Source organism: Methylobacterium sp. 142-1Y (assembly GCF_057747795.1).
Genome location: NZ_JBYLEN010000002.1, coordinates 603,577 through 617,500 on the forward strand (window position 1 = coordinate 603,577; position 13,924 = coordinate 617,500).

Consider the following 13,924-nt stretch of genomic DNA (forward strand, 5'->3'; position numbering starts at 1 on the left):
ACACCGACATCGATCGGAGCGCCGCCGCGATGCGCGGGCGCGAAGTGCCGCATCGTACTCGGTAACGGCACCGCGATCGGCGGCGGGCAGAGGCCGGTCGCCCGTCATTCAACGAGCGGGCAGTAGGGCTGCGCCGACGCGAGAAGTAGATCGTTACGCCGTCGACGTATCGCGTGGTCGAGACAAAGACGATCGTCGATGGGAGTAGACCAGGAACAGGCCCGTGCGATCCGCAGCTGGAAAGGACATCGCCATCAAGAGCGACCCGCCCGGCCGCCGCCTCGCCAACCAAAAACTGATGAAAATCCGGTGAGGTTTCCAGATTATTTTTGTTAGTTTTAATTTTTTTCTCGCTAGATCAAATATGAATGCCTATTTTTAGCACGTACCTATTGCTATTTTTTTTGGTTATTTGGATATTTTGTTATTGTATGTGGAATGTTTCATTTATTTTTTTGTCATCACTGGAAGACATAAAGTAATTATTGATTTATTGCGAAGACTTTTTCGTCGTAATACACGAATAATGCCCTGACGCGATAGGCTACGACCATGCATAGGCGGACACCGGTATCGCGGCTCGGCGCATGGTCATGGGGACGTAGACACCCCTTGTCATTTCCCTTCCGTAATGCAAGGTTACGTCATCAACACGCGATCGAGCATGAAACAAAAATGGAATAGTGTTTTTCAAATGCACAGACGCGCCATAGGACAAACTTCCCGATACTTGTCTTCGATGGCTGACGATAAACGCAGCATTCGCACCGGAAGATGTACAACCCTGGATAACGGGCTCTGATAGATTTACTTGATCGATCGACATGAAATGATTTTTGACAAATGGCGCCGGCGTTGCAGAATTCGATTTTCTCTCGTATGTCGATATACATTAAATTTTTCTTGCGGTCGATTTTATGTTTTGATTTCTTCAGAAAAATAAAAAAATATTTGCACCTTGATCCGGCGATTTTCTCACTACAGACAATCGGGATATTATTGATAGATTGCAGGGCACTAGACTAGAAAAATGCAATTTCATACCGTGTTCAAATTTAAAATTTCGATGCATCGATACTATCAATTATAGCCATAAATATTAGATTGACTGTCTTGGAGATTCCGACAGTACGCAGCGTGTTCACGACGAATCACCATAATCGCTCCAGGAGAACGACGATGAGTATCTCGACTCTCGGCCCGCGGAACACCAATTCGGAATTCGCAACGGCCCACTACATGCAATCACGCAACATCGAAGGCGAGATCGTCCTGTCGGACACACCCGAGAAGGCGATCGTCGAACTGATCGATGGAAAGGTCGACAAGACGGTCCTGTGCGTCGTGTATCCAGACTTGAACAACATCGTATTCCGGAACCTCGGAAAGGTTCATATCGAGGAACTCTTTCACTTTCATACCGACAACATGGTGATCGCGAGACGCCGCGGCGATGACAGCCAGGGAACACGGTGCTGCTCGCACCCGGCACCGACGCATCTTCTGCCCGAAGGCGCCGACAGTGTCACGCTCGTCTCCAGCAATTCTTACGCCGCGAGCCTCGTCGCCAAGGGCGATTTCGATATCTGCGTCACGACCCTCGCTGCAGCGACCGAGTTCGAACTGAATGTCATCAAGGATTATGGCCCCGTTCCGATGGGATGGGCAGTGTTTGCCCGAACCTGACATGCGGAATATTTCGAACATCTCCGCCGCGCTCAGCACATGCAATCTCGCCGATGCTCACGATCATCTCGGCTTGGTATGCAAGTGGCTCAGTCGCGATCTGACCGCGACGCGTCCCGCTCGCTTCTGGGGCTATGCGGATGTGGTTCAATGGGGGCCGACCCGAAAGACCTCCGATATCAAGGCAGTCTCGCCTTCGACCTGGGACGAAGTCAAATCCTTCGTCGCGGAACTCCGCCCATCGGGCCATCCACGGATCTACGTCTCCGGCTGCCGGGAGGCATCGCGCGACTACGTCTTGCTTGGGGGCCTGAGCCTGACTTACCTCGCTCGACTTGGCTATGCGGGCGTGGTCGCGAACGGCACGATCCGCGACCACGACGAAGTCGCGGAGCTCGATCTGCCGATCTGGTCGACCGGCTTCGCCGTCATGGACTCACAGGGTTGCATGAAGGTTGAGAGCCGCGGCACGGCCTGCACCGTCGCCGGCCACGTCGTCCGCCAGGACGACCTCGTCCTCGGCGATGGAAACGGCGTCGTCGCCGTGGCGAGCGAGGACATCGAGGCCGTCCTCGCCACGGCTACCCGTATCGCCGGGATCGAGAGCGAGATGCTGGCGAAGATCCGCTCGGGCGGCAACCTCTACGACCTCGTCGAAGGAGGAGGTCACATATGAGCCTCGTCTATCTCGACGGCGCCCTGATCGACGCGAGCGATGCACGCTTCGGCCCCTCACTCTTCTCTCTCAACTACGCGGTCTGTGCGTTCGAAGGCATCCGCTGCTACGCGGCCGACGGAGGCTCCGCCGTTTTCCGTCTCCGCGAACACCTGGAACGCTATCGCCGGACCTGCGATTTCCTTGGCCTTGAAAGTCCCTACCTCGACGAGGACACGCAATATCGAGCGACGATGGACCTCGTCCGCCGCTTCGGCGGCGGCGACCTCTACATTCGACCGATCGCCTTCCTCGACGAAGGCATCATGCGGCTCGACGAGCCGCCCGCCCCCCGCAGCTGCATCTTCGCGATACCGATTCCCGCGCCGAAGCCCGTCCCGGTGATCGGCCTCGGCGTATCGACCCATCCTCGATCGACCGAGACGATCTCACGAAAAATATCGCGCAACTATTTCGACAGCTACCTCGGATTGCGATCACGGCTGCCCGGCGATGACGATCTTCTTTTTCTTGACACGAACGGAAAAATTACCGAGACGAGTGCGCACAACATCTTCTTCTTTACAAATAAAGGAGAAGTCGTTACCCCAGCGACAACGCATTGTCTGCCTGGCATCACCCGCGACACGGTCATCACCCTTCTACGTCGGGGCGGAACGTCGGTGACCGAGCGCGATATCCATGTCTCCGAGGCGGCGTTCTTCTCCGCCGCCTTCACCACGAGCACCGCATCCGAGATCAGGATCGTCGCTCGCATCGCCACGACGACCTTCGATGCTCACCACGCAAAGCTGCGCCGGCTTGTCGACGAATTCCGTCGCTGCACGCTCGGCCGAGACCCGGAATACAAGGAGTGGAACTGCTATGTACAATCTTGAAACGACCCTGGATGGCACGAAGATCGCCAATAACGGCGAAACGATCCTGCGGGTGAACGTTCCCCACCTGGACATTAGCGAACTCAAGGACTCATTTTATTTCGTTCCAAACGATAATTATTTCACGGCTGGATCGCGCTACCGCACCACGTCGAGGATCAGGATTACCGAAAGCGGCTATGAATTGCTCCCTCGCGTGCCCCTCTATCAGCCGAGCTACGTCAACAAGCTCGGATCTTATGGCGGCATCGATCGCGATTATGCCGACGTTCCGAAGTCGCTGCTCAAGACGCGGTCCTTCGACATCATGATCAAGGAATGGCTAGCCTCGATCCCGTACGTCGTGGAAAGTTTCTCGATCCATCAGATCCGGACGACCGACAACGGCAACCCGACTCCGGAGGGTGCGCACCGGGACGGTACCGACTGGACCGGCGTCTACATCGTCAACCGTCACAATATCGCGGACACCTCCGGTGCAACCCGGTACTGGGATGTGAAAGGCGACCTGGTGCTCGATCACGTATTTCCCGAAGGCGTATTGATCAATCACTACGACCGCTACTTCACCCATTGCGCCACGCCGATCGTCAAAGTCGACCCCGACGAACCGAGCTATCGCGACGTTTTCGTCATCACGTCGCCCGAGCACGGCGTCAATCGCCAGCAAGAGACCTATCGTCGCGAGGTTCTGACAGCAGAAGCCTGAGTCATGATCGTCATCCTGTACTGCTTCGTCGCCGACTTCATGAAGCGGCGGCAACCCTATCGCGCCGAGCATCTGGCCTACGTCGCAGCGGAGCAGGCGGCGGGACGGATCGCAGCCGGCGGCGCATTGTCTGAGAACCTGCGTAAGGGCCTCATCCTGTACCGGGGCACCGTCGAGCAGGCCGAAGCCTTCGTGGCGGCCGATCCCTATGTCCGCGCCGGCATCGTGACGAGCCGGGAGATCGGAACCTGGACCCTCGTCATCGGCGACAGGATGGAGGTGTTGACGTGACCGATCTCGACGTCGTCTCGCTCGTCAATCGTAGCCTCGCCGAAATCGGCCGGCCCACCATCGTCATCGACACTGTCGATCGAAACCTGATCGATCTCGGTTTGACGTCGATCGACCGCCTGATGCTGATCGCCAAGATTGAGATCTTGTCATCGCGAAAGATAGACGTGCGAAAACTGGGAACAAGTTCGAAATTGACCGTCTCGCAACTCGCCAGCGCGTTGACATGATCATGGCGAATCTCACCGAACTCCTCACCAGATACCGCGATCGGGACGATCGTTTCGTCGCCGTCGTGGACGGCGAGCGCGAAAGCTACCGGGCGTTCTTCACCCGGATCGACCGCTGGCAATCCGAGATCGGGACCACGGTTCCGGCCGGCGGCATCGTGCTGATCGATGGCGTGAAAACCCTGGACGCCGTCGCCGCGGGCGTCGCCAGCCTCTTGGCCGAGGGAGGCGTCAGCTACCTCGACCTCACGCTTCCGTCGTCGAGGACGTCGCAGATCGTCACGGCCATGCGCCCCGCCCTCCACCTCGTCCATGGCGGGGACGGGATCAGCCGGCACGTGCCGGTCGAGAACTCGCCGCGTCGCTTCGCCGGCAGCGTGGTGTTCACGTCGGGGACCACCGGCCAGCCCAAGGGCGTTTTCAGCGCGACCGAGGCTCTCGCCCACTACGTGGACTCGATGCTCGACTGCATGGGTGACAACCGGCAGACGTGGCTCAGCATCTGCCCGCTTCACTTCGACGTCTTCCAGCTCGATGTCCTCGTCCAGCTGGCGCGTGGTGCCGATATCATCCTCGCCAGCAATACACTCCTGCCACATCAATATCTCAATATCATCGCGGATGAGGGTGTCACCGAGGTTCTCTACATTTCGACCTTGCTCAAAATGACCGTCGAGATGGTCGATACCGCGCCGAAGCACGACTTGCGAACGATCTATTACGGCGGAGAGGGCTGCTCGACCGCAGTACTCGGGCGCGCGATGGCACTCTTCTCCGGCATCGAGTGGTGCCAGTTCTATGGCCCGACAGAAAATTGCAACAATACCACTCACCATCGGTTCCGGACCCTGAGGCCCACAGCGACGGGGTTCATGCCACTCGGTCGTCCGATCCGCCACGTCCATATCGGCGTCGTCGATGCGGACGGGCGGTCCTGCCCGGTCGGTGAGGTCGGCGAGATCGTCCTGTCCGGCCCGCAGCTCTTCTCAGGCTATCTCGACACCGCGACCGGCCGGTTCGATCCGCACCGGGGGGCTTACCACTCCAAGGATCTCGGTTACTTCGACGAAGCAGGCGACTTGTGGTTCACCGGTCGCAAGGACGATATCGTCAAGATCAACGGGAATCGCGTCTCCCTGGTCGAGATCGACAACCATATACGGAGCTTCGTCAAAGATGCCACCGTTTTGACGGCGGTGAAGGAGCATCGCGGATTCCAGGTTCTCGTCTCCGGAGTACATTCGCCGGCGTCCTTCGAGCCGGACGAAATCATCGCCCATCTTCGGTCGGTGCTGCCGAATTATTGTGTTCCGACCGAGGTCATCCGGCTTCCCGACGACAAGGTGACCCGCCTCTCGACGGGAAAGACGAACTACAAGCTGATCAAGGAATTTATCGCTTACGGCAACGAGGATAGAAACAATGGACAGCGTAGAGATCAATAAACAAGAGTCCGTTTTTGCGGCGTCGTTTTGGGATGCAGTAAAAACCAAGCAAGAAAGAAGCGAAGACGTTTCATACCTCGATCTTGGGGGAACATCTCTAGGAATTTTTATTTTCACCGAAAAGCTCCGCAAGGAACTCGGGATCACCATCCCGCCGCAGGTCCTGCTGGAGGACGACGCCACGCTCGCCAACCTGAAGTCGAAATATCTGCCCAAGAACGAAGGATAGACACTATGACCGACTACGCTCTCACCGAGGCCGAGAAGGCAAAGTTCGATCGTCAGGGCTTCCTCGGTCCCTTCAAGCTCTTCGAACGCGAGGAGGCGCTGGAAATCTGGAAGAAGAAGATCCGGCCGAAGCTGATGCAACGGGACGGGGCCGTGTTTCCAGGATCGCTTCTGAACTACGACCGCCATCTCGACATTCCCGAACTGCAGGAGATCGTGACATCTCCGAAGGTGGTCGATCGACTGCGTTCGATCCTCGGCGAGGAGATCCTGTGCTGGCGCACCGAATGGTTCGCCAAGTATCCCGGCGATGCCGGCACCGAGTGGCATCAAGCCAAGAAATTCTTCGAGTTCGAAGGACAGCCCAAGCTCCAGCCGGATCGCGCCACCGAAGAGGCGAATGAATACTGGGTTCTGACGGTCTGGATCGCCTTCACGGACATCACGCGTGAGACGAGCTGCATGCGCTTCATGCCGGGTAGCCACAAGGAGGACTGGTACTTCGATGAATCCAAGGACGGCGCCTTCGATGCCGACAGCGCCGACCACAAGGGCTTCTTCGGGTATTCGTGGGAGGATCTGAAGTACAACAAGGATTGGAAGCCCGACGAAGCGAAGGCCGTCGACATGGAGGTCGAGGCAGGCGAATTCTTCTTCTTCACCTCGAAATGCCTGCACGGCAGCTTCCCGAACTCGAGCCCCGATCGGTCGCGCTTCGCGATGTCGGCTCGTTACGTTCTGCCCGAGGTCCATGTCTACAAGGATCTCGAACGGTTCAAGGCTCTCAACGAGGTGCTCGAACTCGACAAGTATCGTCCGCTCCTGGTCAGCGGCACCGGCAAATCGTCGGTCAACCGCTTCAAGACGCCAGACCTGATCTCGGACGACGCGCGGATCACCGGTCTTCCGGCATGAGGCGCCGGCCATGCCGGATATCGGTGACCACGGAGACTGCGCTCCCGACGGAACCGGTTTCCGGCTACGTCGCAGCCTATCCGTCTTGTGAGGATCTGGTGCGCTCCGGACTGATTGATCGGGTGCTTGCCAGCCGGTTCACGCGCATCGACGATCCGAGCGCGACCGTCCTCGCTCTCCTCACACGGATGGGACGTCGTTTCGAGGCGATCTTCGTGGCCAGCAGCACCTGCATCTGGCCGGTCACCGAGGCGGTCGGTTTCACCGACCGCCTCGGTGACCACCTGGAAGCCGGCGGGAACCTACGGTTCCTCACCGGCCGAGGCTGCAATACCACTCTCGATGCGGTCGTCCTCGCCGAGCAGGAGGTCGGATCCGGCCGGCACGACAATATCGTGGTGATATCGGTCGATTCCTGTCCGCCGAACCTGAACCGACTGCAGAACTATGCTTTTTTCAGCGATGCGTGTACCGCGATTCACGTGTCGAATGCCGGGGGGACGCACGAAATTCTGTCGTCGCATTCCGGCGTGGCGCATTACTCCGGGACGTCGTTCCCGACCGCGAATGGCCTCGATGATGTCGAGTACGGAGAATTCCGGAGCCGGCCGCCGCGGGAACTGGGGCTCCTGACGCTCAACTGCTTCGATTTCGTCCTGAGATTCAAGTACGGGTCGTCGGTGCTTTTCGATCACCTGCATCCGGCGCCGGTCCACGTCCACTCCTTCGGGGCGGACCCGTTTCTGTTTCTCGCCTTACCCGCAGCACCGGCTCTGGCTTTGATCCACGTGGAATCTCCGCCGCGCCATACGGCCGACCTTCTGGTCCGCTCTGTCCGGGAGCCCACCACGACATGAAAGTCAGGGAGTATCATCGGGATCGACCGACGACGTTGGTGGTCTTGGCCGGATACATGTTCGGAGCTTGGACCTTTGCGCCGATGTGCGCTGAGTTGGACGACCTGCGCATCCTTGTTATCGAGGACATCGGAGCCGCCGATCACGGCTCGGTCGGCGGCGACTACCGTGACGCGATCGCCGCCATCGAGCACGCGCTGTCAAGCCGCAGGATCGATCGGTTTCACCTCGCCGGCCATTCCCTGGGTGGGTTCGTGGCTCAGGAATTCGCGGCCCGTCACGCAAATCGCGTGGAATCCCTGGCTTTGCTCGGGACCTGCCACCTCTCCGAGTTCATGGGATCGCACCGGGTCAACGCCCTTCCGGCGCTCGATCCCCTGTTCGATCTCGAACCGGACATCTTCTTTCGATTGTCGATCAACGCCATCTTCAGTCCGGAGTTTCTCACCGATCCGGATTCGGCGGACACGCTGCGCACCGCTTTCGACGACAATCCCCCGGATCGCGAGCGCTGCCGCTCCCAGTTGATCATGCTCGAGACACTGTACGAAGCGGGGGGCCGGTTCCCCCCGATCCCCGTCCCTTGCCGTGCCGTCTTCGGTCTGGCGGACGGCATCGTCCCACCCGGATGGGTCCGGAGGCTGGACCGGCATTTCACGACCGAGCCGGCCTGGTGCCCGATGAAGAGCAGCCACATGTTCATGTACGAAAAGCCGGCCGAGACTGCGGCGATTCTTCGCGACTGGATCCGGCAAGTGGGTGTGAACGCGTGATCGACGGCGTGAGATTTATCGCGGAGAATTATCCGCGCGCCAGCAACACCAATGACGCTGCGGTTTATCGCGCGCTGTATCACCCCGATGCTCTCTGGTGCCCGCCTCATTTCGAGGACAAGCGCGGCGTCGACCAGATCGCGTTCGCCTACGCGTTCAAGGATTTTACGATCGACGCCAGCGTCCTGGAACTCGAAGGCATCGACGGCGAGACGCAATCCTACGTGACGGGTCTGCTGTCCGTAAAAACATATGATCGCTCTGGATCTTTCCGTAAGGAAATGCTTCTTCGTGGATCCTGGGTGATCGTCCTCTACCGGGACCGGCCGGTCATCCGCTACCAAGTATGGAACGAGAAACGTATGTAGGAGAAGGTTGATGGAGTTTTTTTCGGTCATATTGTTCGCTATAGTATCGACCCTTACTCCGGGACCCAACAATGCCCTGATCATGGGATCGGCGGTTAATTTCGGCGTCAAGCGGTCCGTGCCGCTTCTGCTCGGAATGTGCCTTGGATTTCCAGCTCTGATCCTTGTCTCGGGATTCGGAGTCGGCGTAATTCTCCGATACGTTCCAGAATTTTACATTTACATGAAGATAATTGGCTCTGTCTATCTGCTCTATCTCGCCTATAAAATATTCAAAATTCGTGAAGTCGCATCAAGCAATACGCTTCAGCAACCCTTGGGGTTCTTGCATGGCGCCGCTTTTCAGTGGATCAATCCGAAGTCCTGGATCGTCGCCGCGAGCGCGATGTCATCATTCGCGATCTTCTCTGAGCGAACCGAGGTCAACGCTGTCATTCTTTCCGCGATCTTCATCGTCGTTTCCATCGTCTGTGTCGGAAGCTGGATGGTTGCCGGCCATCTGATCAGCGGATTTCTCGATACCGAGAACAAAGTCGTCTGGTTCAACAGAATCATGGGAATCCTTCTCGCGGTGTCGGTCCTCCAGGCTTTCTTGATCCACGAAGGACGGGGTTGATGGACGGGCTTTCGAAGTCGAATCGCGCTTCCGTCGACCGGGCGCATCGGTGCCCCCTCACGCTCCGCCGGGGTATCCGCACGTCGAATGCCGCGACAGTTCGGGAGCCGATGCAGGAGGCGATCATCGCCCGGACCTGGGAGACCCTTCGCCGGGAGGCCCGGGACGCGGCCGAACACGAACCCTTCCTAGCGCCAGTTCTCGACGCCCACATCCTCGGCCGGCCCGGTCTGGGAGAGGCCCTGGCCCATCTTCTGGCGAACAGGCTGCGCGATCAGCTGTCGCCGCACGAGGCCGTAGCCGACCTCGTCCGCACCTGCCTGTCGCAGGCTCCCTCTCTCCTCTTCGCGGCCTGTCAAGATCTTCACGCCTATTACGGGCGAGACGCCGCCTGCACGAATCGCCTCCATCCCTTCCTGTTCTACAAAGGATTCATCGCGACCCAGGGCTACAGGGTGATGAACCGGCTTTGGCACAGCGGCAGCTTCGGCACCGCGCGATGGATCCAGAACCGCGTCTCCGAGGTCTTCGGAGTCGATATCCACCCGGCAGCCACCATAGGCACTGGACTGATCATCGACCATGGTACCGGCGTCGTCATCGGCGAGACCGCCGTGATCGAGGATGACGTCTCCATCATGCAGAACGTCACCCTCGGAGGAACCGGGAAGGACGAAGGCCTCCGACACCCGATCATCCGCAGAGGCGTGCTGATCAGTGCGGGGTCGATCATTCTCGGCCGCATCGAGATCGGGGTCGGCGCCAAGATCGGTGCCGGCAGCGTCGTGCTCCGCCCCGTTCCACCGCATCGTACGGCAGTCGGCGCACCCGCGGCACTGGTCGGCACCCCACGGGAATCCCTGCCCGCCCACAAGATGGACCACGACTTCATCAAAGACATGTGAGGCGATCGGTCGTCAGGATGCCGCTCGTCCGGTCGTCGGGCGACCGCCGCGCCGAGATGCGCGTTACGGCGGGTCCCCCACCCGAACGGCAGCCTCCTACCATGACTCCTCCGCGGAACTATGATCTCTCCCGCAGCACCGTCGCACACATTACGGCGTCATTATTTTTGAACTTGCAACATGCACCTCATGCTGGCGTGTAAAAATTGAACCAGCATGACACTTTATAGTATCGGCCCGATATTCATCGTAACATTCGGCCGATCCGGGAATGTCATCGATTGATCATAAAGGCATGGCCATGACACCGATGCTTCTGTTCATTATACAATCGATATTGATCTTGACGATGCCCATCGTGCTATCGCGGGTGGCGCGGATCGGATCGTTCATGCCGCTGGTCGTCGTGCAGATTTTGGTCGGCATCATTCTGGGTCCGACAGTCTTCGGCTACTACTTTCCAGATGCGCAACACCTGCTGTTCCCGCCGGAGGCACTCGCTCCGCTGTCGGGAATTTCATCGATTGCCATCCTTCTGTTCGGCTTCACAACGGGGTTACATCTCGACCGCCGCATTCTGGCGCAGGGCACACGAGGTCACCTTCTGATCGCAGTCGCGAGCACGCTGGTTCCGGGCGTGACTGGCGCGCTCGGAGCCGCGTTGCTGGTCGCGCACTACCCTGAGATCCTGGTGTCCGAAGGGCACTCGCTCCGCCTCTGCATTGCTATCGGTATCGCGACCGGGGTGACAGCCCTGCCTGTTTTAGGCGCCATCCTCCGTGAATTGAAACTGATCGACAGTCGAGTCGGCTCCATGGCGTTGTTCATGGCCACGGTCAGCGACGTGGCGTTATGGCTGTTGCTCGGCGCCTTATTGATCGGCACTTCGGAAGACGGCGACTGGGGCACCTTCGCTCTACGCATCGCCATGTTTCCGGCCTATCTCGCGGTCATGATGCTGATGATACGTCCTGCCCTGCAGCGGCTGACGGGCCGGATCGCCGCCGACGGCCCCCTGCCGGGTCGCGTGCTGGTGTTCATCTTCGTGGTGTCGCTGGCGTCCGGCGCCGCCACCGAGGCGATGGGCCTTCATTACCTGATCGGCGCCTTCATCGCCGGGGTGGTGACGCCTGAGAATCTGCGTCGCCATCTTCTCGATCGACTCGAGGAATTGACCGTCAGTATTTTGATCCCTTTCTTTTTCCTCCTGACGGGCCTGCGAACGACGATCGATTTTACATCGACGCTCTTCCTCGCGATCTTCCTTGTCGGGACAGCGGCGTCCGTCAGCGGCAAGTTCGTCGGCACGGTCCTCGCCGCGCGGGTCGTCGGAGAGCCGTGGCGGGTGGCGCTCGGCCTCGGATCCCTCCTGCAGACCAAAGGGCTGGTCGAGGTGATCCTGCTGACGATCCTGCTCGAACATCGGATCATCACACCGGTGATGTTCTCCGGGATGGTCCTGATGGCGGTTACTACCACAGCCCTGGCGACGCCGCTTTTCTGGCTCTGCGCCCGCCTCATCGGAGGCGTCAGGCCGGCCGAATCCAATCCCGCATCGCTAAAAGCGTGATGTCGCCGTCACGCGAGGGCAGTCCGCGTCCAGAGAACCGACGGACGGGTCGCCGGCGCCGATTGACAGGCGAGCCGGCTACCCTTAGACAGCCGCTCACCGACGGGGCGCCGACGAACTGGCCGCCGCGAAGGACTTCCCCAGAGACGGTGAAGCAAGGGCCAGGGAAACCCGGCTCGGCTTTCTGTTCTCCGGGGTACAAGGTCTGGCTCCCGGCCCGACCCGCTCTTTGACAAGTTCATACGAGAAAGAGAAGCGTGGACGGCGTTGTCCCTGCGGGCCGGTTCCTTCGGAACCGGTCGTGAGTAGGATGATGCTGGTCTGACGTTTCGGTGCTCACACGATCAGGCGGAAACGCCGATCGGTCGTGAGCCTCCGTTACTATTGTGATCAGCTATGATCAGCTCTTCAACTTGAGAGTTTGATCCTGGCTCAGAGCGAACGCTGGCGGCAGGCTTAACACATGCAAGTCGAGCGGGCCCTTCGGGGTCAGCGGCAGACGGGTGAGTAACGCGTGGGAACGTGCCCTTCGGTTCGGAATAACTCAGGGAAACTTGAGCTAATACCGGATACGCCCTTATGGGGAAAGGCTTGACTGCCGAAGGATCGGCCCGCGTCTGATTAGCTAGTTGGTGAGGTTACGGCTCACCAAGGCGACGATCAGTAGCTGGTCTGAGAGGATGATCAGCCACACTGGGACTGAGACACGGCCCAGACTCCTACGGGAGGCAGCAGTGGGGAATATTGGACAATGGGGGCAACCCTGATCCAGCCATGCCGCGTGAGTGATGACGGCCTTAGGGTTGTAAAGCTCTTTTCTCCGGGACGATAATGACGGTACCGGAGGAATAAGCCCCGGCTAACTTCGTGCCAGCAGCCGCGGTAATACGAAGGGGGCTAGCGTTGCTCGGAATCACTGGGCGTAAAGGGCGCGTAGGCGGCTGATTTAGTCGAGGGTGAAAGCCCGTGGCTCAACCACGGAATGGCCTTCGATACTGGTTGGCTTGAGACCGGAAGAGGACAGCGGAACTGCGAGTGTAGAGGTGAAATTCGTAGATATTCGCAAGAACACCAGTGGCGAAGGCGGCTGTCTGGTCCGGTTCTGACGCTGAGGCGCGAAAGCGTGGGGAGCAAACAGGATTAGATACCCTGGTAGTCCACGCTGTAAACGATGAATGCTAGCCGTTGGTCTGCATGCAGGTCAGTGGCGCCGCTAACGCATTAAGCATTCCGCCTGGGGAGTACGGTCGCAAGATTAAAACTCAAAGGAATTGACGGGGGCCCGCACAAGCGGTGGAGCATGTGGTTTAATTCGACGCAACGCGCAGAACCTTACCATCCCTTGACATGGCATGTTAGGCGGAGAGATCCGTTGTCCTCTTCGGAGGCGTGCACACAGGTGCTGCATGGCTGTCGTCAGCTCGTGTCGTGAGATGTTGGGTTAAGTCCCGCAACGAGCGCAACCCACGTCCCTAGTTGCCATCATTGAGTTGGGCACTCTGGGGAGACTGCCGGTGATAAGCCGCGAGGAAGGTGTGGATGACGTCAAGTCCTCATGGCCCTTACGGGATGGGCTACACACGTGCTACAATGGCGGTGACAATGGGCAGCGAAGGGGCGACCTGGAGCGAATCCCCAAAAGCCGTCTCAGTTCGGATTGCACTCTGCAACTCGGGTGCATGAAGGCGGAATCGCTAGTAATCGTGGATCAGCACGCCACGGTGAATACGTTCCCGGGCCTTGTACACACCGCCCGTCACACCATGGGAGTTGGTCT

Annotated in this window: 15 protein-coding genes and 1 rRNA gene (1 of these 16 cut by a window edge); all 16 read left to right on the forward strand. The window is 58.8% G+C overall.

All coding sequences use genetic code 11. The features are described 5' to 3' along the window. The first annotated feature begins 1,179 nt into the window (after positions 1-1,179). Complete coding sequence (locus tag AC3AOF_RS32715; RefSeq protein WP_236993226.1) at positions 1,180-1,686, forward strand: hypothetical protein; 507 nt, start codon at positions 1,180-1,182, stop codon at positions 1,684-1,686. Then, positions 1,673-2,362, forward strand: a complete 690-nt coding sequence (locus tag AC3AOF_RS32720; protein ID WP_236993225.1) for an RraA family protein — start codon at positions 1,673-1,675, stop codon at positions 2,360-2,362. The genes AC3AOF_RS32715 and AC3AOF_RS32720 overlap by 14 nt, the downstream gene beginning before the upstream one ends. Beyond that, on the forward strand, positions 2,359-3,240 hold the full coding sequence (locus tag AC3AOF_RS32725) for an aminotransferase class IV (protein ID WP_488349203.1): 882 nt from the start codon (positions 2,359-2,361) through the stop codon (positions 3,238-3,240). Before AC3AOF_RS32720 ends, AC3AOF_RS32725 begins: the two co-directional genes overlap by 4 nt. Further along, positions 3,227-3,949, forward strand: coding sequence for a 2OG-Fe dioxygenase family protein (locus tag AC3AOF_RS32730; RefSeq protein ID WP_488349204.1), 723 nt, complete (start codon positions 3,227-3,229; stop codon positions 3,947-3,949). Before AC3AOF_RS32725 ends, AC3AOF_RS32730 begins: the two co-directional genes overlap by 14 nt. A 3-nt stretch (positions 3,950-3,952) precedes the next feature. Continuing rightward, positions 3,953-4,240, forward strand: a complete 288-nt coding sequence (locus AC3AOF_RS32735) for a YciI family protein (RefSeq protein WP_236993222.1) — start codon at positions 3,953-3,955, stop codon at positions 4,238-4,240. Further along, positions 4,237-4,470 (forward strand): phosphopantetheine-binding protein, encoded by a 234-nt coding sequence (locus AC3AOF_RS32740; protein WP_236993221.1) that lies wholly within the window; start codon positions 4,237-4,239, stop codon positions 4,468-4,470. Before AC3AOF_RS32735 ends, AC3AOF_RS32740 begins: the two co-directional genes overlap by 4 nt. Before the next feature lie 2 nt (positions 4,471-4,472). Continuing rightward, a complete protein-coding gene (locus AC3AOF_RS32745; RefSeq protein WP_236993220.1) occupies positions 4,473-5,915 on the forward strand; it encodes an AMP-binding protein in 1,443 nt (480 codons plus the stop codon). Beyond that, a complete protein-coding gene (locus tag AC3AOF_RS32750) occupies positions 5,893-6,144 on the forward strand; it encodes an acyl carrier protein (protein WP_236993219.1) in 252 nt (83 codons plus the stop codon). The genes AC3AOF_RS32745 and AC3AOF_RS32750 overlap by 23 nt, the downstream gene beginning before the upstream one ends. 5 nt (positions 6,145-6,149) lie before the next feature. Beyond that, complete coding sequence (locus AC3AOF_RS32755) at positions 6,150-7,058, forward strand: chlorinating enzyme (RefSeq protein ID WP_236993218.1); 909 nt, start codon at positions 6,150-6,152, stop codon at positions 7,056-7,058. A 23-nt stretch (positions 7,059-7,081) separates the two neighbouring features. Beyond that, positions 7,082-7,915: a hypothetical protein gene (locus AC3AOF_RS32760; protein ID WP_488349205.1), complete on the forward strand. Its 834-nt coding sequence runs from the start codon at positions 7,082-7,084 to the stop codon at positions 7,913-7,915. Then, positions 7,912-8,688 (forward strand): alpha/beta fold hydrolase, encoded by a 777-nt coding sequence (locus AC3AOF_RS32765; protein ID WP_488349206.1) that lies wholly within the window; start codon positions 7,912-7,914, stop codon positions 8,686-8,688. The genes AC3AOF_RS32760 and AC3AOF_RS32765 overlap by 4 nt, the downstream gene beginning before the upstream one ends. Then, complete coding sequence (locus AC3AOF_RS32770) at positions 8,685-9,056, forward strand: Cif family virulence factor (RefSeq protein ID WP_236993215.1); 372 nt, start codon at positions 8,685-8,687, stop codon at positions 9,054-9,056. Before AC3AOF_RS32765 ends, AC3AOF_RS32770 begins: the two co-directional genes overlap by 4 nt. A gap of 10 nt (positions 9,057-9,066) precedes the next feature. Continuing rightward, positions 9,067-9,672, forward strand: coding sequence for a LysE family translocator (locus tag AC3AOF_RS32775; protein WP_488349207.1), 606 nt, complete (start codon positions 9,067-9,069; stop codon positions 9,670-9,672). 110 nt (positions 9,673-9,782) lie between these two features. Beyond that, positions 9,783-10,577, forward strand: a complete 795-nt coding sequence (gene epsC, locus AC3AOF_RS32780; protein WP_236993213.1) for a serine O-acetyltransferase EpsC — start codon at positions 9,783-9,785, stop codon at positions 10,575-10,577. Between the two features lie 391 nt (positions 10,578-10,968). Continuing rightward, on the forward strand, positions 10,969-12,147 hold the full coding sequence (locus AC3AOF_RS32785; protein WP_488349208.1) for a cation:proton antiporter: 1,179 nt from the start codon (positions 10,969-10,971) through the stop codon (positions 12,145-12,147). Between the two features lie 409 nt (positions 12,148-12,556). Then, positions 12,557-13,924 (forward strand): 16S ribosomal RNA (locus AC3AOF_RS32790) (it continues 116 nt past the right edge of the window).

Coding starts and splice junctions, on each gene's coding strand:
- AC3AOF_RS32715 (WP_236993226.1), top strand. CDS start 1,180: ATGAGTATCTCGACTCTCGGCCCGCGGAACACCAATTCGGAATTCGCA.
- AC3AOF_RS32725 (WP_488349203.1), top strand. CDS start 2,359: ATGAGCCTCGTCTATCTCGACGGCGCCCTGATCGACGCGAGCGATGCA.
- AC3AOF_RS32730 (WP_488349204.1), top strand. CDS start 3,227: ATGTACAATCTTGAAACGACCCTGGATGGCACGAAGATCGCCAATAAC.
- AC3AOF_RS32735 (WP_236993222.1), top strand. CDS start 3,953: ATGATCGTCATCCTGTACTGCTTCGTCGCCGACTTCATGAAGCGGCGG.
- AC3AOF_RS32745 (WP_236993220.1), top strand. CDS start 4,473: ATGGCGAATCTCACCGAACTCCTCACCAGATACCGCGATCGGGACGAT.
- AC3AOF_RS32750 (WP_236993219.1), top strand. CDS start 5,893: ATGGACAGCGTAGAGATCAATAAACAAGAGTCCGTTTTTGCGGCGTCG.
- AC3AOF_RS32755 (WP_236993218.1), top strand. CDS start 6,150: ATGACCGACTACGCTCTCACCGAGGCCGAGAAGGCAAAGTTCGATCGT.
- AC3AOF_RS32765 (WP_488349206.1), top strand. CDS start 7,912: ATGAAAGTCAGGGAGTATCATCGGGATCGACCGACGACGTTGGTGGTC.
- AC3AOF_RS32775 (WP_488349207.1), top strand. CDS start 9,067: ATGGAGTTTTTTTCGGTCATATTGTTCGCTATAGTATCGACCCTTACT.
- epsC (WP_236993213.1), top strand. CDS start 9,783: ATGCAGGAGGCGATCATCGCCCGGACCTGGGAGACCCTTCGCCGGGAG.
- AC3AOF_RS32785 (WP_488349208.1), top strand. CDS start 10,969: ATGCCGCTGGTCGTCGTGCAGATTTTGGTCGGCATCATTCTGGGTCCG.